23 protein-coding genes, 1 tRNA gene and 1 pseudogene are annotated in these 23,494 nt (G+C 66.1%); 11 read left to right on the forward strand and 14 right to left on the reverse strand.

Annotated elements, in window-relative coordinates; all coding sequences use genetic code 11:
* Positions 1-4: 4 nt before the first annotated feature.
* From IPK66_06575 to IPK66_06585, 3 genes and pseudogenes are all read right to left on the reverse strand, one after another.
* Positions 5-1,862: pseudogene (locus tag IPK66_06575) on the reverse strand (Hsp70 family protein).
* Positions 1,863-1,962: 100 nt separating this feature from the next.
* Positions 1,963-2,574 (reverse strand): DUF2760 domain-containing protein, encoded by a 612-nt coding sequence (locus tag IPK66_06580; GenBank protein MBK8174923.1) that lies wholly within the window; start codon positions 2,572-2,574, stop codon positions 1,963-1,965.
* Between the two features lie 212 nt (positions 2,575-2,786).
* On the reverse strand, positions 2,787-3,467 hold the full coding sequence (locus tag IPK66_06585) for a methyltransferase domain-containing protein (GenBank protein ID MBK8174924.1): 681 nt from the start codon (positions 3,465-3,467) through the stop codon (positions 2,787-2,789).
* 100 nt (positions 3,468-3,567) lie between these two features.
* On the opposite strand from IPK66_06585, the gene IPK66_06590 reads away from it, so the two are divergent.
* Both IPK66_06590 and IPK66_06595 read left to right on the forward strand, forming a co-directional pair.
* Positions 3,568-4,719, forward strand: coding sequence for an acyl-CoA/acyl-ACP dehydrogenase (locus tag IPK66_06590; protein MBK8174925.1), 1,152 nt, complete (start codon positions 3,568-3,570; stop codon positions 4,717-4,719).
* Positions 4,719-5,300 (forward strand): YdcF family protein, encoded by a 582-nt coding sequence (locus tag IPK66_06595; protein ID MBK8174926.1) that lies wholly within the window; start codon positions 4,719-4,721, stop codon positions 5,298-5,300. Before IPK66_06590 ends, IPK66_06595 begins: the two co-directional genes overlap by 1 nt.
* A 39-nt stretch (positions 5,301-5,339) precedes the next feature.
* Here IPK66_06595 and IPK66_06600 read toward each other — a convergent pair whose 3' ends face one another.
* Positions 5,340-5,855, reverse strand: coding sequence for an OsmC family protein (locus IPK66_06600; protein ID MBK8174927.1), 516 nt, complete (start codon positions 5,853-5,855; stop codon positions 5,340-5,342).
* 249 nt (positions 5,856-6,104) lie between these two features.
* Between IPK66_06600 and IPK66_06605 the strand changes: the two genes are divergently transcribed.
* The 8 genes from IPK66_06605 to scpB all read left to right on the forward strand — a co-directional run bounded on the left by IPK66_06605 (position 6,105) and on the right by scpB (position 14,167).
* The gene (locus tag IPK66_06605) at positions 6,105-6,986 is read left to right on the forward strand and encodes an aldo/keto reductase (GenBank protein MBK8174928.1); all 882 of its coding nucleotides are present in this window, start codon (positions 6,105-6,107) and stop codon (positions 6,984-6,986) included.
* Between the two features lie 85 nt (positions 6,987-7,071).
* Positions 7,072-8,253: a deoxyguanosinetriphosphate triphosphohydrolase gene (locus IPK66_06610; protein MBK8174929.1), complete on the forward strand. Its 1,182-nt coding sequence runs from the start codon at positions 7,072-7,074 to the stop codon at positions 8,251-8,253.
* Positions 8,250-10,025 carry an arginine--tRNA ligase gene (locus IPK66_06615; GenBank protein MBK8174930.1) on the forward strand — a complete coding sequence of 592 codons (1,776 nt, stop codon included), beginning with the start codon at positions 8,250-8,252 and terminating at the stop codon, positions 10,023-10,025. Before IPK66_06610 ends, IPK66_06615 begins: the two co-directional genes overlap by 4 nt.
* On the forward strand, positions 10,025-10,990 hold the full coding sequence (locus IPK66_06620) for an SPOR domain-containing protein (GenBank protein MBK8174931.1): 966 nt from the start codon (positions 10,025-10,027) through the stop codon (positions 10,988-10,990). The genes IPK66_06615 and IPK66_06620 overlap by 1 nt, the downstream gene beginning before the upstream one ends.
* Position 10,991: 1 nt before the next feature.
* Complete coding sequence (gene nagZ, locus IPK66_06625) at positions 10,992-12,026, forward strand: beta-N-acetylhexosaminidase (protein MBK8174932.1); 1,035 nt, start codon at positions 10,992-10,994, stop codon at positions 12,024-12,026.
* Positions 12,027-12,028: 2 nt separating this feature from the next.
* Positions 12,029-12,712 carry a site-2 protease family protein gene (locus tag IPK66_06630; GenBank protein ID MBK8174933.1) on the forward strand — a complete coding sequence of 228 codons (684 nt, stop codon included), beginning with the start codon at positions 12,029-12,031 and terminating at the stop codon, positions 12,710-12,712.
* Between the two features lie 44 nt (positions 12,713-12,756).
* Positions 12,757-13,560 carry a segregation/condensation protein A gene (locus tag IPK66_06635; protein ID MBK8174934.1) on the forward strand — a complete coding sequence of 268 codons (804 nt, stop codon included), beginning with the start codon at positions 12,757-12,759 and terminating at the stop codon, positions 13,558-13,560.
* Entirely contained in the window at positions 13,526-14,167 is a 642-nt protein-coding gene (scpB, locus tag IPK66_06640; GenBank protein ID MBK8174935.1) for an SMC-Scp complex subunit ScpB, read from the forward strand. Before IPK66_06635 ends, scpB begins: the two co-directional genes overlap by 35 nt.
* A 219-nt stretch (positions 14,168-14,386) precedes the next feature.
* Here the strand turns inward: scpB and ptsN are convergent, their stop codons facing one another.
* From ptsN to IPK66_06685, 9 genes are all read right to left on the reverse strand, one after another.
* A complete protein-coding gene (gene ptsN, locus IPK66_06645) occupies positions 14,387-14,851 on the reverse strand; it encodes a PTS IIA-like nitrogen regulatory protein PtsN (GenBank protein MBK8174936.1) in 465 nt (154 codons plus the stop codon).
* Positions 14,852-14,865: 14 nt separating this feature from the next.
* Positions 14,866-15,447 carry a ribosome-associated translation inhibitor RaiA gene (gene raiA / locus IPK66_06650; protein MBK8174937.1) on the reverse strand — a complete coding sequence of 194 codons (582 nt, stop codon included), beginning with the start codon at positions 15,445-15,447 and terminating at the stop codon, positions 14,866-14,868.
* A gap of 155 nt (positions 15,448-15,602) precedes the next feature.
* Positions 15,603-17,120, reverse strand: a complete 1,518-nt coding sequence (rpoN, locus tag IPK66_06655; GenBank protein ID MBK8174938.1) for an RNA polymerase factor sigma-54 — start codon at positions 17,118-17,120, stop codon at positions 15,603-15,605.
* Positions 17,121-17,130: 10 nt separating this feature from the next.
* Positions 17,131-17,934, reverse strand: a complete 804-nt coding sequence (gene lptB / locus IPK66_06660; GenBank protein MBK8174939.1) for an LPS export ABC transporter ATP-binding protein — start codon at positions 17,932-17,934, stop codon at positions 17,131-17,133.
* A 29-nt stretch (positions 17,935-17,963) separates the two neighbouring features.
* Complete coding sequence (locus IPK66_06665) at positions 17,964-18,806, reverse strand: hypothetical protein (protein MBK8174940.1); 843 nt, start codon at positions 18,804-18,806, stop codon at positions 17,964-17,966.
* 11 nt (positions 18,807-18,817) lie between these two features.
* Positions 18,818-19,489, reverse strand: a complete 672-nt coding sequence (gene lptC / locus IPK66_06670; protein MBK8174941.1) for an LPS export ABC transporter periplasmic protein LptC — start codon at positions 19,487-19,489, stop codon at positions 18,818-18,820.
* Positions 19,490-19,529: 40 nt separating this feature from the next.
* Positions 19,530-20,522 carry a KpsF/GutQ family sugar-phosphate isomerase gene (locus IPK66_06675; GenBank protein ID MBK8174942.1) on the reverse strand — a complete coding sequence of 331 codons (993 nt, stop codon included), beginning with the start codon at positions 20,520-20,522 and terminating at the stop codon, positions 19,530-19,532.
* A gap of 245 nt (positions 20,523-20,767) precedes the next feature.
* Positions 20,768-21,397, reverse strand: a complete 630-nt coding sequence (locus IPK66_06680) for a ribonuclease D (protein MBK8174943.1) — start codon at positions 21,395-21,397, stop codon at positions 20,768-20,770.
* A gap of 62 nt (positions 21,398-21,459) precedes the next feature.
* A tRNA-Leu gene (locus IPK66_06685) sits at positions 21,460-21,546 on the reverse strand.
* Between the two features lie 191 nt (positions 21,547-21,737).
* On the opposite strand from IPK66_06685, the gene IPK66_06690 reads away from it, so the two are divergent.
* A complete protein-coding gene (locus IPK66_06690; GenBank protein MBK8174944.1) occupies positions 21,738-22,682 on the forward strand; it encodes a complex I NDUFA9 subunit family protein in 945 nt (314 codons plus the stop codon).
* 87 nt (positions 22,683-22,769) lie between these two features.
* Here the strand turns inward: IPK66_06690 and IPK66_06695 are convergent, their stop codons facing one another.
* Positions 22,770-23,474, reverse strand: a complete 705-nt coding sequence (locus IPK66_06695) for a DUF2934 domain-containing protein (protein ID MBK8174945.1) — start codon at positions 23,472-23,474, stop codon at positions 22,770-22,772.
* Between the last annotated feature and the right edge of the window lie 20 nt (positions 23,475-23,494).

Consider the following 23,494-nt stretch of genomic DNA (forward strand, 5'->3'; position numbering starts at 1 on the left):
CGGATTATTCCATGCGAACCTGGAACTCGACCTTCCAGCGGCGATCCGAGTTGAGGTGCTTCATCCACAACTCGAGGGTGCCGAGCTCGGTGACGATCGAGTTGATCTGCACCGGCACCGGCTGACCCGGCGGAAAGCCTTCGACCGACGGCAGGTTGACTTCCAGAAGACTGGTCTCCTGCAGGTCCTGCTCGGCATCGAAGAGGATCTGGCCGGCATGGTCGCCGCTGCGCACCTCCGAGGAGAAGAAGCGGAAGTCCGCTGGCCGGCCGGTGACGAGGCCGAATTCCTGGCCGCCGATCAGCAGTTCCGTGCCCTCTTCCATGCCTTGGGGGACGACGCACAGCGCCTTGACCGGCGGCTTGAACCCCGGCACCGCCATCATCGTCGTCTCGATGCCGACATAGTACGAACGGGCGGCGCCGGCCTTGATGCGGATGCCCTTGCCGGTGGCGCGGTTGCGCCCATAGAACGACGCGCCCTTGGCGACGGCGAGGTCGGGCTGGAAGCCTTCGAGCTCGCGAACCGGGGCGTCGCCGGCCCACGTGGTCAGAAGTTCGAGAATGCGGGCGCGCAGTTGCGCCGCCTTGAACACGCCACCGTTGAACAGCACCGCCGTCGGGGCGAGGAACGCCTTGTCCAGCGGCTCTTCGCCGATGAGCGCACGGAGCGCCTCGCTGGCCTTGACGTTGGCGAGGCTTCGGGTGAGGAAGCGGGCGAGATGCTTGCTGACCACCGGATCGGAGGCGTAGGGCAGGCCGAATTCCTTAAGGCCGGCGCGGCGCGTTTCCTGCGGCAGGTCGTCGATGCTGGTTTCGGCGAAGAAGCCGCCGAGCACGATCTGCTCCAGCATCGCCCGCTCGAGCGTGGTCGAGACCGTCGAGGCGAGCAGGCTCGATCCGCGCGACGGCACCGAGATCGGCACCTCGTTCAGCGATGGATCCTCGAACAGCGTCACCTTGGCCTTGGCGGCGGCGTGGATGAGGGCGAGGAACTGCCAGTCGCCGATCGTCTTGCCGGCGGCCTCGAGCTTGGCGCGCAAGGCATAGGCCAGCGCCAGATCCATGTTGTCGCCGCCGAGCAGGATGTGTTCGCCGACGCTGATGCGCTCGAGTTCGAGCGCGCCATCCTTCTCGGTGACCGCGATCAGGCTGAAGTCGGCGGTCCCGCCGCCGACGTCGCAAACGAGGACGATATCACCGGGGCGGACCTGCGCGCGCCATTCCTTGCCGGCCTGCGCCGTCCACGCGTAGAACGCCGCCAGTGGTTCCTCGAGGAGGATCACCTTGCCGAGACCCTGCGGCCTCGGCGGCCTCGGCCGTGAGGTTCCGCGCCACTTCGTCGAACGAAGCAGGTACGGTCAGCACCACCGTACCCTCGGATATGTCCCAGTCCCGCTCTTCGCTGCGCTCGGCGTAAAGGAACCCCTCCTTGATGTGATGGAGGTAGCGGCGCGAGCACTCGAACGCCGAGAGCTTCTGCGCGCCGATGTCCGACTGCCAGGGAAGCACCGGCTGCGTCGGATCGATGTGAGGGTTGGACAGCCACGACTTGGCCGACGTGACCAAGCGGTCGGGGACGAGCGCGCCGTGATCGCGGGCGAAGTGACCGACGATGGTTCGTCCGCTTTCGCTCTCCGCTGGGTCCGGCTCCCACGGTAACGGCAGCGCGTCGGCGGGAAACTCGTCGGCATGGGGGATGTACAGCGCCGAGGGCAGGGTCGGCTTCTCGCCGATCTGGCTCGGTCCGAGGATCTGGGTGACGTCGACGATCGTGGTCTGATCGGTTTCCAGATCGGCGATGGCGACGGCGCTGTTGCTCGTGCCCAAATCGATACCGAGGCTGAAACGATGGCTGCTCATGCGGGGTATCTGATCTCTGTCGTTCGCGGGTGGCCGACGGGCGGCCGGGGACGCACGGGAAGGCGGCCTTTATCGATCGTGCAGCCTTCCTCGACGCCGCTCAGGTGATTTCGACTTCGGCTGGTGCGATGGTCGGCAGGCGGTCTCCGCCGCTGCGCAGGACGCGCGGCAGCTTGACCCATTCGGTTCGCCAGCCGCGATGCACGAGGATACCGGTGAACGGCGCCTCGCCGCTGATCTTGCCGACGAGACGGTATTCGTCGGCGGGGTATCCCACCGGAATGCTGACTTTCGCGCCCTCGTTCTCGTCGCGGATGGGACGGATGCCGAAATGCTCGCGCAGCGCCGAACGGCAGCCCTCGTGCACGACACGCGCTGCGGCACCGACCTGTGCGTCGGCGTAGGCGGTGACGTCATCCATGAGGAAATCGATGAGCCGGCCCTTCTCCTGCAGTGTGGCGAGGAAGCTGACGATCTCCGCCTCTGCCTGATTGGGGGCGGGCGGCACCGGCGCCGGTTTGGCGGCCACGGCGACGGGTGCGGGGGGCGTGGCCTTGGTCCCCCGGTCGAGGAGAACCAGCAGGAGCAGAAGGCCGGCGACGGCGACCGTCCCATAGGACACGTAGGGCTGGTAGACGCTGGCGTCGGGCACAAAGGCGAGCGCGCTCAGGACGAGCACGACGACGGCAGCGAGAATCACGACAACTTTCATTGTGCTCCGATCTCGTCGTTGTTCGGGGCGCGGCACGGACGCGCCAAAGCCCTTACAAACCGGCAGAGGGCACACCCTGGCCGGTTTGGCAAGTGACAAAGCCGTTGATGTCCTGTCGCGCGCCGCCCCGCGATCCCCTTGATGTGATGGCGGAGGCCGGCTTTCTTTCGTTCGCGCCGGTCGTCCCCGCCCTTCTTACCTCGGCCTTAAGGTCAGCTTCGCCGCATCAGGTGCAGGCGCATCGGCTGATCGAACTCCCAGCCGTCCGGCGTTTCGGTGCCGAGTTTTTCGAACAGCGCCCGCAACTCGTCCTCCTTCTCCTCGAAATCCTCACGGATGTGCGGGTTGATCATCGTCAGGCGATCGTGGAACGCCGAAAAGCTCTTCATCCGCACGGTATCGATATAGGTGAACGCCTTCTCCAACAGGAGCCCGAATTCGGGGCCATTGCGCAAGGCCTCCTGCGCATGGTTGCGCACGGCCGTCTCGTCGTGCACCGGCTTCATCGTCTCGAAGTAGGGTCCCTCGGGCAGCGGTTCCGATATCAACAGAAGGCCACCCGGCTTCAGCACGCGGGCCGCCTCGCGCATCGCCTTGAACAGCCCCGCCTGATCGACGTGGTGCAGGCTGTTGAAGAAGACGATGATGTCGATGGATCGCGCGGCGAAGGGCAGATCCTCGGCAATGCCGGGCATGTAGTGCTCGTCGCCGACGGCGGCGACCGCCTGAGCGTGAGCCAGATGTTTCGGGCTGACTTCGATTCCGGTGACGTGCGCCCCTTCCCGCGTCATCAGCCGCACCAACCATCCGTCGCCGCATCCAACGTCGACCACCGTTGCATCCTTCAGCGGAAGCAACTGCTTGATCACTTCGGCGCTCGTCCGCCTGTCCATGTCGTGCCTCTCGTTAACCCGCTGGTTGCCTCGCTCCGGCCACGTTAAAAGACCGGATGAGCGCTGTTGTTATGGGCGGTAGTTGTAGCGGATTAGCCGAATGGTGGAAACCTTCGAAGACGTGAGGGCGTCGGTTCGCGCTCTGTGTACCCGTTTTCCCGGCGCGTACTGGCGGGCGCTCGACGCCGAGCGGTCGTATCCCGACACGTTTGTCGCCGCGTTGACCCAGGGCGGCTTCCTCGCCGCGCTCATTCCGCCCGAATACGGTGGCAGCGGCCTCGGCCTCGCCGCCGCCGCCGCCATTCTCGAGGAGGTCCAGAAAAGCGGCTGCAACGGCGCCGCCTGCCATGCGCAGATGTATACGATGGGCACGCTGCTGCGCCACGGCTCGCCGGCGCAAAAAGCGGAGTTCCTGCCGAAGATCGCCGCCGGCACGCTGCGCCTGCAGGCATTCGGCGTCACCGAGCCGACCAGCGGAACGGACACCAGCCGCATCCGCACGACGGCGGCGCGCGATGGCGACGACTATGTGATCAACGGCCAGAAGGTGTGGACGTCGCGCGTTGAGCACTCGGACCTGATGCTTCTGCTCGCCCGCACCAGTCCGCGGGCGGCACAGGGGCGGCCGCACGATGGCTTGTCGGTGTTCCTCATCGATATCCGCCAGGCCCGCCAGCACGGGCTTTCCATCCGGCCGATCGACGCGATGATCAACCATCACACCTGCGAGGTGTTCTTCGATGGGCTGCGGGTTCCGGCACGCGCGCTGATCGGCGAGGAGGGGCGGGGCTTTCGCTATATCCTCGACGGGATGAACGCCGAGCGCATCCTCATCGCCGCCGAGTGCCTCGGCGATGCCCGCTGGTTCATCGCCCGCGCCACCGCCTACGCCAAGGACCGCATCGTCTTCGACCGGCCAATCGGCCAGAACCAGGGTGTGCAGTTCCCCATTGCCCGCGCCTACGCCCAGTCCGAGGCGGCGGCGCTGATGATCGAAAAGGCGGCGGCGCTGTTCGACGCCGGGGCGCCGTGCGGTCCCGAGGCGAACATGGCCAAGCTGCTGGCGGCGGACGCGTCGTGGGCGGCGGCGGACATGTGCCTGCAGACGCACGGCGGATTCGGCTTCGCGCGCGACTATGACGTCGAGCGCAAGTTCCGCGAGACGCGGCTCTATCAGGTGGCGCCGATCTCGACGAATCTGATCCTCGCCTATCTTGCCGAGCACGTGCTCGGCCTGCCGCGTTCCTATTGATGCAAGATCAAACGCCGGGTCTCGCGTCGGCGCCGGACGTGGTGGTGATCTTGGGCGCGGCGATGGCGGCGCCGGGCGTACCGGGGCCGGCGCTTGTCCGCCGCCTGCAGTTCGGCGTCGCGACCTTTTGCGATCGTCATGCCGGCCATCTTCTCGTCTCCGGCGGCGTTGTCGGCCCACCGCCCGCCGAAGCCGCGATGATGCGCGATCTGGCGCTCGCCCGTGGCGTTCCGCCCGAGCGAATCCTCGTCGAGGACGCCTCGCGCAATACCTTCGAGAACGCGCTGTTCTGCGGGCAAATCATCCGTGCGCGGGCATGGACGCGCGTCGTCGTCGTCACCGACGCGCACCACCTGCCGCGCGCGCTGTTCGTCTTTCGCCGGCTGGGGCTGCCGGTCTCGGGCGCCGGCGTGCCCCGCCCGGCGGGATCGAGCCGGCTGGAGCGGCTGCGCGATCATCTCGACGAACGCCTGCGCCTGCTGCGCACGGCGGCGCTGTTTTTAACCGGCGCGCACACACCGCTTGTCGCCTATCACTGGGGTGAGCGCTCCGGGGATGACCGTTCTAGGGGCGATCGATGACCGGTGGAGCGATTTCCGCCGCCGGGCCACGCGGTTCCGTCAGCCGGCCGTCGTCGCCATGGTGGCCTCGATCGGCGGTGCCTGGCGCAGGGTCTGCAGCACGACGCAGTAACGTTCGGTGAGCTTGAGCAGCGTTGCGAGCTTTTCGGGTGAGGCGTCGGTCTTCAGCGCGAACGAAAGGCGGATGGCGCCAAAGCCGACGCTCGCCTCGCGGTCGACACCGAGCGTGCCGCGAAAATCGAGATCGCCCTCGGCGGTGATCCACCCGCCCTCAAGGGTGATGTCGAGCGCCGTCGCCACCGCCTTCACCGTCACGCCGGCGCAGGCGATCAGCGCCTGCAGCAGCATGTCGCCCGAGCAGGCGAGGCTGCCGTCACCGCCGCTCGCCGGGTGCAGGCCGGCGGTGATCATCCCGCGCGCGGTCTCCACCGAACATGCCACCATCGCTTCGTCGAGTTCCGCCTCGGCCTTGAGGGTGACCACGGCGGTCGCGGGCGTCTCGCGGTAACGCTGCTTGAGCGGCGCCTGCAGGGCGCGGAGATCTTCGGCATTCATTGCAAACGTCGTTCCTTCTCCCGGTCGCCACCTTGGCAGCAGGAGCGGCCGTCTCCGGCCGCCGCCGACTCCATCATCCCTCGATCCTAATGCCGTGGCGAAAGGCGCGCCAGCCCACGGACGTCGTTCGTTCGTCCGTCTTGCGTCCGCCCTTGCTGCAAGGCTGCGTGATCCGCGCGCGCACCCAGCGGCGCGGTCTTGATCGGCGCGGGCAACGCTCCGATGTCAGAAGGGCAGGGAGTTCGAGCCATGACCGATTCGACGACAGCCGCAGCAACGCCGGCCGCGGGTTCAACCAGCACGTGGCTGGGCGGCGCGATTACGCTTGGCAGTGCGATCACCACCGGCCGGCTCGGCTTCGGTGCCATGCACCTGACCGGATCCGGCGTCTGGGGCGAGCCGGCCGATCCGGCGGCGGCGCGGCGAGTGCTGCGGCGGGCGCTCGATCTTGGCGTTCGCTTTATCGATACCGCCGACGCCTACGGACCCGAGGTCAGCGAGGAGATCATCGCCGCCGCCCTTTATCCCTATCCGAAGGATCTCATTATCGCCACCAAGGGCGGCCTGGTTCGCCCATCCGCCGGGCGCTGGGACCGCAACGGCCGGCCGGAGCACCTGCGTGCCGCCTGCGAGGCCAGCCTGCGCCGCTTGCGAGTCGAGCGCATCGATCTCTATCAGCTTCACGCGCCGGACCCGCGCGTGCCGATCGAGGACTCGATGGGCACGCTCGCCGACCTGCAGGCACAAGGCAAGGTTGGCTGCGTCGGCGTATCGAACGTCAGCGTCGCCGAGCTGCGCCGGGCGGGCAAGATCGTCGACGTGGTCTCGGTGCAAAATCGCTACAATCTCGCCGACCGCTCGTCCGACGACGTTCTCGGCGAATGCGCGCGCCTCGGCATCGCCTTCCTGCCCTGGCGGCCGCTGTCCTCGGACGGGGATCGCCGTCGGACTGTGCTGGAGATCGCCCGCGCCCGCGACGTCTCGGCGGCGCAGATCGCGATCGCCTGGCTGCTCGCCCGCTCGCCGGTGATGCTACCGATTCCGGGAACGGCGTCGCTGCGCCACATCGACGACAACTGCGCCGCCGCAGGCCTGCGGTTGTCGGCGGAAGAAATCGCCGCTCTCGCCTGAGCCGGGGGCTTACTCCGGCCCGAGGCAGCAGATGGGCGTGCAAACAGGCGTTGCCGCCGGAGGGGGGCGTTTGTACGCTGGCGTTATGACCACCGCGGATCACCTCGCCCCATGGGCGTGCCGGCCCGAGGAGAGCCGAGGTCGCCTGCACGCGGAGCCGGAGAGCGAATCGCGCTCGTGCTTCCAGCGCGACCGGGACCGGATCATTCATTCCGCCGCGTTTCGCCGCCTGGAGTACAAGACCCAGGTGTTCGTCAATCACGAGGGCGACTTCTTCCGCACGCGCCTGACCCATAGTCTCGAGGTTTCGCAGATCGCCCGCTCGATCTGCCGCTCACTTTGCCTCAACGAGGATCTGGCTGAGGCCCTGGCCCTGGCCCACGACCTCGGGCACCCGCCGTTCGGCCATGCCGGCGAGGATGCCCTGAAGGACATGATGCGGCCCTTCGGCGGGTTCGATCACAATGCCCAGAGTCTGCGGGTCGTCGTTCACCTCGAGCAGCGATACGCCGAGTTCGACGGTCTCAATCTGACCTGGGAGACACTGGAAGGCGTCGTCAAGCATAACGGCCCGCTCGTTGGCGGTCCGGACTTGCCACCGCTGCCGGAGGCGATTCGCGATTATGCGCATCACCACGACCTCGAACTCGACACCTACGCCGGTCCCGAGGCACAGGTGGCGGCATTGGCGGACGACATCGCCTATAACAATCACGACATCGACGACGGTCTGCGCGCCGGGCTTTTCGCCATCGATGATTTGCGCGCGGTACCGCTGGTCGGCGAGATGTTCGCCAACGTTCGCGCCCGCTATCCCGGAATCGAGGCATCGCGGCTGATTCACGAGGCGGTTCGCCGGCTGATCGGCCACATGGTCGGCGATCTCGTCACCGAGAGCAGCCGGCGAATCGCTGAGCTTGGTCCCGCCTCGGTCGACGCGGTGCGGCGCGCCGGCCGGCCGGTCGCGGCGTTCTCCGCCGAGATGCAGGAAAACGACCGGGCGCTGAAGGCGTTCTTGCGGCGACACATGTACCGGCACTACAAGCTGAACCGGATGACCAGCAAGGCACGCCGGCTGGTGCGTGCGCTGTTCGAGCTCTTTCTGGTCGAGCCGGAGTGCCTGCCGACGGAGTGGCGGCGGCGGGCCGAGGGGATGGCGAAGCCCGAAGCGGCGCGCGTCGTCGCCGATTATATTGCCGGCATGACCGACCGTTTCGCCGCCGACGAGCATCGGCGCCTGTTCGACGTACAATCACGGACCTCATGAATCTCTTTCGTTATTTCCAATCCGCCATCGTCGCCGAGATCGACGCGCTCATCGCCGCCGGAGCTCTCCCGGCCGGCCTCGACCTCGATCGGATCGCCGTCGATCCGCCGCGTGACGGTGCACACGGCGACATCGCCTCGAACGCCGCCATGGCATTGGCGTCCGCCGCTCGCCGCAAGCCGCGCGAGCTTGCCGCCCTGCTCGCCGAGCGGCTGCTCAAGCTGCCGGATGTTGACGCCGTCGAGGTCGCCGGCCCCGGGTTCATCAATCTGCGGCTGTCGGATCAGTTCTGGCACGCCCGGCTGGTCGAGATTCTTAGTGCCGGGCGATCCTACGGCGATTCGCAGTTGGGCAACGGCCGGCCGGTGAATATCGAGTACGTTTCCGCCAACCCGACGGGTCCGCTACACGTCGGTCACGGCCGCGGTGCGGTCGTCGGCGACGCGCTGGCGGGCCTGCTGGCGAAAGCGGGTTTCCACGTCACCCGCGAATACTACGTCAACGACGCCGGCGGTCAGGTTGACGCGCTCGCCCGCTCGCTGCGGCTTCGCTACCTGATCGCGATCGGTGCCGAACAGCCGGAGACGTTCGAGGAGAAACGGACGAGCGGCGAGGTTCAGTACGGCGGCGATTATCTGGTTCCCGTCGCCGAGGCGCTGGCGGCCCTCGACGGGGATCGCTGGGCGGTCGCGCCGGAATGGGAATGGCTGCCGATCTTTCGCGACTTCGCCGTCGAACGGATGCTGCTGCTGATCAGCGCCGACCTTGCTGCGCTTGGAATCCACTTTCAGGTGATCGCCTCGGAGCGGGCAATGGTCGAGGCGGGGGGAGTCGATTCGGCGTTGCGCATGCTGGACGACGCCGGTCTGATCTATGAAGGCGTGCTCGAGCCGCCGAAAGGCAAGCTGCCGGACGACTGGGAGGCGCGCCCGCAGACTTTGTTCCGCTCCACCCGATTCGGCGACGAGGTCGACCGGCCGCTGAAGAAATCGGACGGCTCCTGGACCTACTTCGCCGCCGACATCGCCTACCACCTCGACAAGTTTCGCCGTGGCTTTCCGACGATGATCGACGTCTGGGGCGCCGATCACGGCGGCTACGTCAAGCGCATGCAAGCGGCGGTCGACGCCCTGACCGGCGGCGCCGGCGCGCTCGACGTAAAGCTCTGTCAGCTCGTTAATCTTCTCGAGGGCGGGCAGCCGGTGCGCATGTCGAAACGGGCGGGCACGTTCGTAACGCTGCGCGATGTCGTCGACCGGGTCGGCCGCGACGTCTTTCGCTTCATCATGCTCACCCGCAAGAACGACGCACCGCTCGATTTCGACTTCCAGAAGGTGACCCAGGAGACGCGCGACAACCCGGTCTTCTATGTCCAGTACGCGCACGCGCGCTGCTGCTCGGTGCTCCGCCACGCGGCGGCGGAGATGGGCGATGCGGCGATCGACGACGCGCGATTGGGGCAGGCGCCGTTCGTCCGCTTGACCGACCCGGTCGAGCTTGGTTTGATCAAGGTCCTGGCGGGGTGGCCGCGCCTGGTGGAGAGCGCGGCCGAGGCGCACGAGCCCCACCGCATTGCCTTCTTTCTGCAGGATGTGGCGCAGGCGTTTCACGGACTGTGGACCAAGGGCAAGGAGGATGCGCAGTTGCGATTCATTCACCTTGATGACCTGCCGATGACCGTGGCGCGGCTGGCGCTTGTCCGCGCGACGCAGCTCGTCATTGCCTCCGGCCTGGATGTGATCGGCGTTGAGCCGGTCGAGGAGCTTCGCTGATGGTCTCGGAACCGCCACCGCTCGACAGCATCGAGATTCCCGACCGGCCCGTGCCCTCTCAACCGCCGCGGGGTCTGTTGCCGGGGGGGCTGCTGCGCCGCCGGAACGTTTTGCTGCTGGCAGGGCTGTGCGCGCTGGCGCTTATCGTCATCATCGTCCTGGCGCTGCTGTTTTCCGGTGGTGATGACCGGCAGGCGGGCGCGCCGGCGGAGGCGCCGCTGATCAAGGCTGAAGATCAGCCGATCAAGGTCACGCCCGAACACCCGGGCGGCATGGACGTTCCCAACCAGGACCTGCTCGTCTATGGCCGGATGCACGGGGGGCCGGACGGCAAGGCGCCGGTGGAGCGCCTTCTTCCCGAACCAGAACAGCCGTTGTCGCCGCCGTCGGCGCCGGCGCACCCGGGCGAGCGGCCGACGGCCGGCGAGCCCGAGGCGCCGGCGAAATCCTCGAGCCTGGATCAGATCCCGCCGTCACCGTATCAATCGCAGGCGGCGCCGTCGGTGCCTGAGGACGAGCCGGGCGCCGAGCCGGATATCAAGGCGATTCCGCCGATTAAGCCAGCTCCCCCGCCGAAAGCCGCGGTGAGCCCAGTCCCGCGCAAACAATCCGGTGCAACCGGTACCAGCGAGACGCCCCCGCCGCCGGCGAAGGAGGTGGCGCGGGCCCAGCCGGCGGCGCCATCGGCGGCCAAGTCGGCGCCTGCGTCCGGGGCGTACGTCATTCAGTTGTTCGCCGGGCGCTCGGAAAGCGACGCCAATACCGCCTGGACGCGTCTGAAGAGCAAGAATGCCGACATCCTCGGCGGCTTGGCGCCCAGTGTCGCGCGCGCCGATCTTGGTGATCGCGGCGTCTTCTATCGCCTGCGCGCCGGGCCGATCGCGAGTGAGGCTGGCGCCCGGCAGACCTGCAAGTCGCTGTCTCAACGCGGCGTGCCCTGCATTATCATCCGGTCCGGCGCCTGAGATGGGCGGCTCTCTGCCGCGAGCAGCGATCTTCGGCCTCGCCGGGCCGGTGTTGAGCGGGGCGGAGCGGCAGTTCTTCGCCGACTGCCAGCCGCTCGGTTTTATTCTCTTTGCCCGCAACTGCGTCGATCCGGGCCAGGTACGCGCGCTCGTGTGCGCGCTGCGCGCGGCGGTTGGCCGCGAGGACGCCCCGGTCCTGATCGACCAGGAGGGCGGACGGGTGCAGCGCCTCGGGCCGCCTCACTGGCGCGCGGCGCCGCCGCCGGGAGTCTTCGGTGCCCTCGCCGCACGCGACGAGCGCCGGGCGATCGCCGCCGCGTGGCTCAACGCGCGGCTGATCGCGGCCGATCTCGCCGATCTCGGCATTACCGTCGACTGTACGCCGCTGCTCGACGTGCGCCGGCCGGAAGGACACGCCATCATCGGCGATCGCGCGTTCTCGCATGACGGGCAGATCGTCGCCCTGCTGGGTCGCGCCACCTGCGCCGGGCTGATCGCAGGGGGCGTGCTGCCGGTGATCAAGCACATTCCAGGCCATGGGCGGGCGACCTTAGACAGTCACGAATCGCTGCCAGTTGTTGGCGCCGAAGCCGAGGAACTGGAGCGGTGCGACTTTGCGCCCTTCGCGGCCCTCGCCGACATGCCTTTGGCGATGACGGCGCATGTCGTCTTCTCCACCATTGATCCGCTCCACCCGGCGACGACGTCCCCCGCAGTCGTTGGCCGGGTCATCCGCGAGGGGATCGGCTTCGACGGCCTGCTGATCTCGGACGATCTGTGCATGCGGGCGCTCGCCGGGACTCCCGCGGCACGCACGCACGCGGCACTCGCCGCCGGTTGCGACGTCGTTCTGCACTGCAACGGCGATATCGCGCAGATGCAGGACGTGGCGAAGGCATGTCCGTCGCTGACGTCGGCAGCACAGGCGCGGCTCGAACGCGCACAGGCGCTGCGCGCCATCACGGCAGAGCCGTTTGATGCCATCGCGGCGTTGACTCGGCTCGAGAACCTGATCGCCGATCGGGCGGTGGCCTGACCATGCACGAGGTTCTCTATCAGATCTCTGTCCTGGTGATCCCGGTGTTGCTGGCGATCACCTTGCACGAGGCGGCGCACGGCTGGGTCGCCTCGAAGCTGGGTGACGATACCGCCCTGCGCCTCGGCCGGGTGACGTTCAATCCACTCCGCCACATCGATCCGTTCGGCACGATCGTTTTGCCGGCAATGCTGCTGCTGGCGTCGAACGGCCAGGCGATGTTTGGCTTTGCCAAACCCGTCCCGGTGGATTTTCGCCGGCTGCATCACCCGCGCCGCGACATGGTTCTGGTTGCGGGCGCCGGTCCGGGCATCAACCTTGCGATGGCGCTGATCGCCGCCGTCTTCATCCGTTTCATGCCGGTCGATCCCTCGGCCTTGGAACTGTGGTGGTACGCCAATCTGTTCAACGCCGTCGGCATGAACATCCTGCTCGCCGTCTTCAACATGCTGCCGTTACCGCCGCTGGACGGCGGACGGGTCGCCGTCGGCATCCTGCCCGATCCGGCGGCGCGCGCGCTCGCACGCGTCGAGCCGTACGGCTTCTTCATCATCCTTGCCGTCGTCTTCGTGCTGCCCTGGCTCGGGCGGACGCTTGACTTCAATTTCCCGGTCATGCAGTGGCTAGTCGTCGAGCCGGCCGACTGGCTGAGCCGGGTGATCTTCGCGCTTGTCGGGGTGTCGTGAGCCCGTCGCCGTCCGCCCTGCGCAATGATGCGGGTGACGATGCGATCACCACCGCAGAGCCCGCGCCCGACGCCGCGTTCATCGTCGATGTCGACGGCTGGGAAGGGCCGGTCGACCTGCTGCTGGCGCTGGCCCGCACCCAGAAAGTCGATCTGCGGCAGATCTCGATCGTCCAGCTTGCCGATCAGTACTTGGCCTACGTGGCGGAGGCGCGGCGGGCGAGCCTCGAGCTTGCCGCCGAATACCTGGTGATGGCGGCGTGGCTCGCCGAGCTGAAGTCGCGCCTGCTCCTGCCGGAGCCGGAGGGCCCGGAAGAGCCGTCATCGGACGAGATGGCGGGAGCGCTGGCGTTTCAGTTACGCCGGCTTGATGGCATGCGCGAAGCTGGCGCCGCCTTGTTCGCCCGCCCGCAGCTTGGCCGCGATTTCTGGTCGCGGGGACGGCCCGAGACGGTCGAGGAGCGCATCGCGACCTCGGTTCGGGCGGGCCTGCATGATCTTTTGCGCGCGTATGGTGATCATCTGCGTCGTCGGCGCCGCGATGAGCCGCTCGATCTTTCGGAGCCGATCGAGCTCGATTCAGTCGAAGCGGCACTTGCCCGCATCCATCTCAGTCTCGGCCAGGCACCAGGCTGGGAAAGCCTGATGCGCTATCTTCCGGCGGGGGCGCTTGAAGGCCTGCGCGCCGGCAGCCTGACCGCCCGTTCTTCGCTCGCCGCAACGTTCGTGGCGATGCTCGAACTGGTCCGTCAGGGCCGGGGGGTGGTGCGGCGGAACCAGCCCTTCGGTCCGATCTACGTCAGGCACAACGCAGATGGGGAGCGTGATGGCATCGACCCATCGCAATGAGCAGCAACTCGCGCGTCTGGTGGAGGCAATCCTCTTTGCCGCCGCCGAGCCGATGACGGAACGCGAGCTGGCCCAACGCCTGCCCGACGGCACCGACGTGCGCACGCTGCTGCAGTGCGTCTCGGAAAGCTATTCCGGGCGCGGCGTACAGCTGGTTAAGGCGGGCTCAAGCTGGGCGTTCGCGACCGCGCCGGACCTCGCGCCGCTTCTCGTGCGCGAGCGGACGGTGGAAAAGAAGCTCTCCCGCGCCGCGATCGAGACGCTTGCGATCATCGCCTATCACCAGCCGGTGACTCGCGGCGACGTCGAGGAAATCCGCGGTGTTCAGCTCAGCAAGGGGACGCTCGATGTCTTGTTCGACAATGGCTGGATCACACCGAAGGGCCGCAGGGAGACGCCTGGGCGGCCGGTGACCTGGGCGACCACCGAGGCCTTCCTGCGCCATTTCGGTCTGGCGGCGCTGTCGGATCTTCCCAATGTCGAGGAACTGCGCGCGGCGGGGCTGCTCGATGCGCGACCGGCGATCCAGAGCCTGCGCGACGCGGCCGGCGTGAGCGATGCGACACCGACGGCGTTGCCCGAACCTCTCGATCCGGACGCGACATAGGGTTTTACCCCCACACTTGCCTGAGAGCGCTCGCACGACGGCACCGGCGCTGGCCTTGCCACCTTCTTTCCCCGCCAGACCCCGACCGCCTGACGCCGCATTGGCTCGAAGCCGCGACCAAGAAGGAATGGCCAACCCGGCCGCGAACCAATGTCCGGTTTCTCCGCAGCAAGAGGGCGAGATTATTTCGCGCCCCCTTTCTCGCGCTCCCGCCGCGGTTTATGCCGCCCAACTCGCCGTTGTGTCGATCAGCAGCGCGTAGAGTGCCTCGGCGTCGTCCGTTCCACGCAGCTTTTCGCACGCGATCTTATCGCGCAGGAGGCGGGAGACGCGAGCCAGCGCCTTGAGGTGGTCGGCGCCCGAGGACTCCGGCGCCAGGAGCAGGAACAAAAGGTCGACCGGACGGTCGTCGATCGCATCAAAATCGATCGGATGCTCAAGCCGGGCGAACATCCCGTACAGCCGGTCGAGGTTGGCGAGCTTGCCGTGCGGAATGGCGATGCCGTTGCCAACGCCGGTGGTGCCCAGCCGCTCGCGCTTCATCAGCGTCGAGAAGATGGCCTTTTCCGACTGCCCGGTGATATCGGCGGCGCGGCGGGCGAGGTCCTGCAGCGCCTGCTTCTTGCTCGTCGCCCGCAACTTGGCGACGACCGATTCCGGGGTCAGGAGACTAGCGATATCCATTCTGCCTCAGCACTTCACACAGGACGCGTATTGGCAGGGTCGATCCAGCCGATGTTGCCGTCAGAGCGGCGATAGACGACATTAAGCGTGCCGCTCGCCGTATTGCGGAACATCAGCGCCGGAAGATCGCCGAGGTCCATGCGCATGACCGCCTCGCCGACACTCAGCGTGGCGATCTCGGTCGGCAGTTCGGCAATGATCGCCGGCTGCCCGTCGACCGGCAACTCGTCGTCCACCGTTTCTGCAGCGATGATGTACTGCTGCGCCGGCAGGATTTCGGCATCGTCCGCCGATCGCCGCTTGTGGTGATCGTTCAGCCGGCGCTTGTAGCGGCGCAGCTGCTTGGCGATGCGCTCGAGCGCGGCATCGAACGCCGCGTAGACGTCCTCGGCGGCGCAGTGTCCCTGGACCAGCAGGCCGCGCATTGGATGCACCGAGATATCGACGTGAAACAGGTGCTTTTCCCGCGAAATCGTCACCAGCGCATCGTGTGCCTTGGCGAAATACTTTGATACCGCCGCGCCCATGTGCTCTTCGACGTAGCCGCGAAGCGCCTCTCCGACGTCCAGGCTTTTGCCTTTGACCAATAGCTCCATCAATTCACCGCCTTTGATCGGACGGCGACGTGGCAGCGGCACTCACGATGCCGCCACGTCGCCGTCATCTGTAATCTTATAAACGCGCGCTCGTATCCATACGCTCCCTCGCACAATCGCGCGTCCGCGGCGAGAGCGCGATGACCGTCCTGTCATCATAGCTCACCGCTCTTCTCCCTTCGCCGTTGCACCGACGATGGAATCCGCATTGCCTCACGGTACTTGGCCACGGTTCGACGCGCGATGTCGATGCCCTCGTTCTGCAGGGCGTCGGCCAGCGCGTCGTCGGACAGGATCGCCTGGGGCGGCTCAGCGCTGATCATCTTGCGAATCCGGTCGCGTACGGATTCCGCTGAATGCACCTCGCCGCCGCTCGATCCGCCGACACCGTGGGTAAAGAAATACTTCAGCTCGTATATGCCGCGCGGCGTCGCGACGAACTTGTTCGACGTCACCCGGCTCACCGTACTCTCGTGCATGCCGATGGCGTCGGCAATATCGCGCAGTACCAGCGGCCGCAGGGATTGTACGCCATTGACGAAGAATGCCTGCTGCTGGCGGATGATCTCGCTCGCCACCTTGAGAATCGTGGTCGCGCGCTGATGCAGCGATTTAACCAGCCAGTTCGCTGATTGAAAGCACTCATTGACGAACTGCTTTTCCTCGCGATTGCGCACCGCGCGGCTGATCTGGGTAAAATAGTGATTGTTGACGAGGACGCGCGGCAGCGTCTCGCTGTTCAGCTCGATGATCCAGGTGCCGCCCGGCTGCGCGCGCATGATGACGTCCGGCGTCACCGGCGCCGCGAACCCGTAATCGAAGACGGAGGCGGGCTTGGGATTGAGGCTGCGAATGCGCGCCATCATCTCCATCACTTTTTCCGTGCCGACGCCGCAGAGGCGCGCGAGCGCCGGCCAGTCGCGCCGGGCGATGAGGGGGAGATGAGCGAGCATCGCCTGCATCGGCTGGTTCAGCAGGCCTCGCTCGTCGAGCTGCAACGCCAGGCACTCGGCGAGCGAGCGGGCGAAAATCCCCGGCGGATCGAAATCCTGCAGGCGGTGCAGGACGGCTTCAACGCGCTCGACGGGGCAGCCGAGCACCTCGGCGATCTGCGCAATGTCGGCGCTCAGATAGCCGGATTCGTCGAGCATGTCGATTAGATGCACGCCGATGACGCGATCAATGGGATCGTCGATCTCGACCGCGAGCTGACTGACCAGATGCTCCTGCAAGGTGATCTGGCCGGAGACCATCTCGCCGGGATTGGACTCGTGGTCATCGAACGTGCCGCCGCGCGCCTGCCACTGGCCGCCCAGCGGGTCGGTCTGCCAGTCCGAACCGGAGGACTCGCCATCGAAGACGTTATCGTAGAATTCGGTATCAAGCCCGTCGTCGGAGATGCTGTGATCATCGCCGCTGACGGCGGTATCGACCGACGTCGGCTCGCCGTCCGAGCGCGCGACCGCCGTCGCGTTGTCGGCCGCGTCCGCAGGCAAGTCAACGGTCTCGACGCTTTCATCGCGCTCAAGCAGCGGATTCTGCTCCAGTTGCGTCTCGATATACTCCGTAAGTTCGATACTCGAGAACTGCAGCAGCTTGATAGCCTGCTGCAGTTGCGGCGTCATGACCAATAACTGGGTCTGGCGCAGATCAAGTCGAGGGGTTAACGCCATGGCCAGCGATCTACAGGCTGAAGCGATCACCCAGGTAAAGGCGCCGAACGTCTTCGTTGTCGACGATCTCCGAGGGATCTCCCTCGGTTAACACCTTACCGTCGTAGATGATATACGCTCGATCGATGACGTCGAGCGTTTCGCGGACGTTGTGATCGGTGATCAGAACGCCAATTCCCCGGTCCTTCAGGTGCACGACAAGGTCGCGGATGTCGCTGAGCGCGATCGGATCGATGCCGGCGAAAGGCTCGTCGAGGAAGATGAACTGCGGATTGCAGGCGAGGGCGCGGGCGATCTCCACCCGGCGGCGCTCGCCGCCGGACAGCGCCACCGCCGACGTATGGCGAACGTGACCAATGGCGAATTCCTCGAGCAGGGCATCGAGGATCGAGGTACGGCGCACCCGCGACGGCTCGACGACCTCAAGCACGGCGCGGATGTTTTCCTCGACGGTCAGGCCGCGGAACACCGATGGCTCCTGCGATAGATAGCCGACGCCGAGGCGGGCCCGGCGATACATCGGCAGCCCGGTGATGTCGCGGCCATCAAGACTGATGCGACCATCGTTCGGCGCGACCAAGCCGGTAATCATGTAAAAGCAGGTGGTCTTGCCGGCGCCGTTCGGGCCGAGTAGGCCGACGACCTCACCGCGCTGCAGCGCGAGGCTGACGCCGCGCACGACCGGCCGCCGGCCGTAGCGCTTGCCGAGATTGATGGCGAACAGCCCGCGATCGCCGGCAATCAGACGCGGCCGCGCCGCGCCGCGGGGGACGGCCTCGATGTCTAGCGCGTGGGTCTCTCGTATGACTGCCATGCCGGCCTCGCCGCTCCGCTCCGCCGTGATCAGTTCTTGCGGAGCGATTGCGGCAGGATCACGCCCTGTACGCGCGTCCCGCCGTCTCGCGCCTCGTCGCATGCCAGCAATTTGCTGATGCCGGTCTTGACGTTGATTTCACCGCGGCAGCCGGTCAGAACATTGCTGCCGCGCACCACTTTAACCGAGCCGTTCACCTTGGCGATGCCGCTATCTGCGTCGTAAGTGCCGTGGTCGGCGCGAATGTCGTCTTGGGCCGTTACGAACCGGACGTTCCGTTCCGCGTCGAGGCTCTGAAATTGCGACTGACCCTTGGGAGCATCGGCCAGATGAATGGTGACGACGTCGCCATAGACGGTTCGCTCGCCGTCGACAGCGACGGCATTGCCGTGCGCGACCAGCGTCTTCGACGCCACTAGGTAGTCAATCTGGCGATCGGCGGTAATGCGGCTGGTTGACGTCGTTACGGCCAAGTCCTTGCCGCCGGTCAGTGTCAAGGTATCGGTGTCCAGGTCGTATGTCCCTCGTTCGCCCGTGGCCGTTTGTGACGGTGACGTGATACGCACGCCGCCGTCACCGTCAATTCGCCATACCTCCGTCGTACCGTCGGGCCGATTTCGGTAGTGCGCGGTCAGCACATCGGCTTGAACCTGCGTATCTCCGCGAGACGCCTTGGCGTTGCCGCGGGCAATGACGATCCGTTCTGCCCGGCGCCATTCAATCGCCTTGTCCGCGTCAATGGCAATCGCACCGGACGTTACCGGAGAACCGCCCGGCTCCTCAGCTGTTTCGGCGGCAGCATATCCATACCACGCCATGAGGCCGACGAGTGTGATCGCAAACGATGCGGCATGCAATCTTGATGCAATCATGTGTGGTGCAATCATGGCAGTCGCGGTTGCGCGTCAGGATTGATGATCATCCGCGCTGGTCCGTTGACGAACACGGTTTTTCCATTGTCGATGATGCGAAAACCGGTGCCGGTGACCCGGCCGAACCCTGTCCGGCCTTGCACGGGCTCCGCGCCTTCGGCAGAGCCGGTGTCGAGATCGATCGTTGCCCGGCTTGTCTCGGCAGTCATATCGGCTCCGCGGTTCAGCGTTACGTGCCCATCGAGGTCGAGGACGTGACGCTCGCGGTTGAATGTACCGGTGTCTGCCGCGATCGTCATCGTCGTCGCGTCTTTCAGGTCGATCTTCGCGTCCGGCTTGGTCAACAGCAGCACATGCTCAAGCGCCGGATCGTTGCGGACGCTTTTCGCCGTGACGGTGAACGGTCGCCCCTCGCGATCGACACCGGAATAGCTGGCATCGACCGCGGCTTCTCCGGACGCGCCCTCCGTCTGGTCGGCGGGAATGACCTTGACGCCAAACCGGCCTTGTTCCGGGGCGATCTGTGGCCAGAAGACGGCGATCAGGACGATCGCCGTCGCCACGGCCGGCAGCACGATACGCAGCACCCGGAACAGCGTCGCCGGGCCGGAGCGTCGCGGTGCGGCTGGCGGTGTATGGGTGCCCATAGGGATTACCGGCGCCGGTTCCGGCGGTACAACCACGCGCTCATCGTCGCGGGGCCGGGGCGCTGGGGGCACCCGATCAGTCGACACCGGCGCGCAAACAATCATGAACGTGGACGATGCCGACGGGACAGCCGTCCTCGACGACGAAAAGATTGGTGATATTGCGCACGTTCATTACGCCCAACGCCTCGCTTGCCAGTGCGTCGCGCCGGATGGCCCGCGGCTTTGCCGTCATCACCGCGCCGGCGGTCAGTGACAGCAGATTATCGCCCATATGGCGGCGCAGGTCGCCGTCGGTGATGATGCCTTGCAGCCGCCCGTCGTCGCCGACGATGCCGACGCAGCCGAAGCTCTTCGACGACATGACAATCAGCGCCTCGCGCATCGGCATTTCGGGCGGGACCAGCGGAATCGCGTCCCCGGTATGCATGATTGCGCCCACCCGCAGCAGCCGGCGCCCAAGTTTGCCGCCCGGGTGGAGCAGGTGAAAGTCGTCGGCGGAAAATCCCTTGCGCTCCAGCATCGCCACAGCGATCGCGTCGCCCAGCGCGAGCATGACCGTCGTCGATGTCGTCGGCGCGAGCCCCATCGGGCACGCCTCCGGGCTGTCGGGCAGCACCAGGGCGACGTCGGAGGCCTCTGCGAGCGTGCTTCCCGCGCGCCCGGTAATGCCAATCAGCGGGATCTGAAAGCGCTTGGCGTAGGTGACGAGGTCGGCAAGTTCCGCGGTCTCGCCGGAGTTGGAAAAGGCGATGACCGCATCACCCTGCGTGACCATGCCGAGATCGCCGTGGCTCGCCTCGGCGGGATGAACGAAGCTCGCCGGCGTGCCTGTGGAGGCCATCGTCGCCGCGACCTTGCGCGCGATGTGCCCGCTTTTGCCCATCCCAGTGACGATCACCCGCCCGGTCACGTGATCGAGGACCTGCAGCGCGCGGGTGAAATGCTTGTCGAGCGAGCGGGCGAGCGCCTCGATGCCGGCGGCTTCAAGTCCGAGGACACGGAGCGCGGAGTCGAGGCCTGGGTCTGCCTTGTCGCCGGCAGAAATCGTGCTGTCTTGGTATGCCATGACTGTTCGTCTCCGCGGTCGTCTCCCCGGTCGTTTCCGAGGACTCGCCGGCCTTGCCACCATCCGCCTTTGCCGCCAACCGTTTCCGTCAGTCCGTGCGGTCGAAACGGCACGGTCCTCGGACCATGGGGCGGCGCGCCTTCGGCGCCGCCTTTTCGCTCGATGTCCGGATTGCATCGTAACCGAACGGCGCGGACGTCCCGCGGCGGCGTCACCAGATCGCGTATCTGGTTAATGTCAATCGATCAATGCGAGAAAATATCCACTTCCGCCCAGCCCGCGAGATCGAGTTGCGCCCGGTGACCGAGAAAAGCGAAACAGGCCGCTGCCAAGTCGGCGCGCCCCTCCCGCTCCAACATCGCATCCAGGCGTTCCCGCAATCGATGCAGCCACAGGACATCGTTCGCCGCATAGCAAATCTGTTCGGGGGTCAGCGTCGCGCCGCCCCAGTCGGAACTCTGCTGTTCCTTCTGCAGCTCGACACCGGTGAGCTCCCGGCACAAATCCTTCAGCCCGTGACGGTCGGTGTAGGTCCTCACCAAGCGTGAGGCGATTTTCGTGCAGTAGACCGGCGCACAGGCCACTCCCAGCCAGCGCTGCAGCATACCGACGTCGAAGCGGGCAAAGTGGAAGATCTTGGTCACGTCGGGATCCGACAACAGGCGGACCAGATTGGGCGCATCGTAGGCGGCGTCCGAGCAACGACCGTGCGGTGGAAAGTGGACGAGATGACAGCGTTTGTCACCGTCGAAGAGCTGAACGAGACACAGCCGGTCGCGATGCGGATTAAGACCTGTCGTCTCCGTATCGATCGCAACGCTGTCGCCGAAGCGAACATCCGCCGGGAGGTCGCCAACGTGGACCTCGACGCTCACGTCGCCAAGGATCACGCCATATCGCCTTGATCTGCCATATGCTCAACTTTTTGCTTGCCGAATGGTGCCCAGGAGAAGACTCGAACTTCCACGACCTTTCGGCCACAGGTACCTGAAACCTGCGCGTCTACCAATTCCGCCACCTGGGCATCCGCCCGAAGATCGTCGGGCGGGGCTCTCTCCTACGTACGCTGGCGCCGGCTGTCAATCGGCTTCCGACGGACGCCACTTATATTGTCGATGGTTGACGACGATGCTCTTCTAGGATAAGCGCGCCGGATGAGTGCTGCAATGAGCGCGCGCAGCCAATTTTCCCAAAGTGGCAGGAGGGGCGGTCATCATGGAACGTCGTGTCGTCACCGTCTTCGGCGGGTCCGGTTTCATCGGCCGTCATCTCGTTCAGCGTCTCGCCGCCGGAGGCTGGATCGTGCGTGCCGCCGTCCGCGATCTGGAAGCGGCGGCGTTTCTCAAGGTTTACGGTGACCCGGGGCAGGTCGTGCCGATTCTTGCCGATGTGACCGACGAACGGTCGGTGACCAAGGCACTCGATGGCGCCCGCGCCGCGGTCAATCTCGTCGGTATCCTTTACCAGCGAGGCCGCCGCACGTTCCGCCGCGTCCATGTCGAGGCTGCCGGGATCGTTGCCGGGGCGGCAATGACACAGGGTGTGCAGAGCCTCGTGCATGTTTCGGCGCTCGGCAGTGACCCCGCGTCCCCCTCGGAATACGCCCGGACCAAAGCCGCGGGCGAGGCGGCCGTGCGCGCGGCGTTCCCGCGCGCGCGCATCGTCCGCCCCTCGGTGGTTTTCGGCCCTGAAGACGCGTTCTTCAATCGCTTTGCCGCAATGGCCCGCGTCCTCCCGGTTCTGCCGGTTTTCACGGTGAAACTGCAGCCGGTCTATGTCGGCGATGTCGCCGAGGCGATCGATCGACTGCTTGACGACAATGAATTGGCCGCCGCCGGAAAAACATTCGAGCTCGGCGGGCCGCGGGTGATTGACTTTCACGAGGTGATGCAATTGACCCTCGCGTTTACCGGGCGCCATCGGCGGTTGATACCGATCCCGCTTGAGATCGCGGCAATTCAGGCGTTTTTTCTCGAAGCTCTTCCCGTACCGCCGTTGACGCGCGATCAGATCAAGCTTTTGGGTCGCGACAATGTCGTCGATCCGAACGCGCTCTCCTTCGGCGATCTCGGCATCGAGCCAACGGCCGTGGAGGTTATCCTGCCGACCTACCTCAGCCGCTACCGGCCGACTGCAACCCTGCGGCGAATGAGTACGTAAACCGGCCAGTCGGGCAGGCCCGGGCCGGGCGGGATGCGGCACAAAGGTACGAACGCCGATCAGCGGGCACGCCGTTCCAGCGGGCGGTTAAGCGCTATTTTTCTTGGCGCCCGGCACGGCTCGATTGCCGGCGGTCTTGGCCTTAGGCTTAGGCTTAGGCTTCATTTCCGGCGAGACTGGCTTCGTCGCGGGAGCGCTTGGTGCGAGCGGTTGCGGGTCGAGCGGAACGGCGGATTCCGCGGGCATTGCCTGCGCCGCCGCGCGTTCGCCCGACAAGGCCATCATGTCGAGGACCTCACGCTCGGCTTGTAGCCAATAATCCAGGGCATCGCCATACCGTTGCCCCGCCGTCTCCCAGAAGTAGTATGCCAACACCCGGATGCGCTCGAGATAGGCGGACGCCGGCAACTCGGCTAATTCCGCCACCCACGAAGGATCGCTTGCGGTTGGCGAAACCTTTGCTGTGGCGCGGAACATGGTCAGCACATGGCGCTCCGCAGCCAGCCAGAAATCCTGGGCCATGCCATACTGGCGCCCGGCGGATTCCCACATGCACTGCGCCAGTTCTCGAACCCGGTTGATCGGCGCCTCGACGGGAAGTTCACGAACGGCGAGAGGCGGGACGGTTCGCGAGATTGCCTGATTGTGCATGCGCGCTGTCATCGACATCATCTCGACGACCATCTGTTCCGACATCAGCCAGAAGTCCATGGCCATGCCATACGGTTGCGCTGCCGATTCCCACAGCGGTTGTGCAAGCCTGCGAATTCGTTCGTCGACCGATTCGTCCATCTTCGCGCCTCTTTACCCCT

The sequence above is a fragment of the Rhodospirillales bacterium genome, assembly GCA_016712595.1.
In the GTDB taxonomy this organism is placed as follows: Bacteria; Pseudomonadota; Alphaproteobacteria; order Rhodospirillales; family Defluviicoccaceae; genus Defluviicoccus.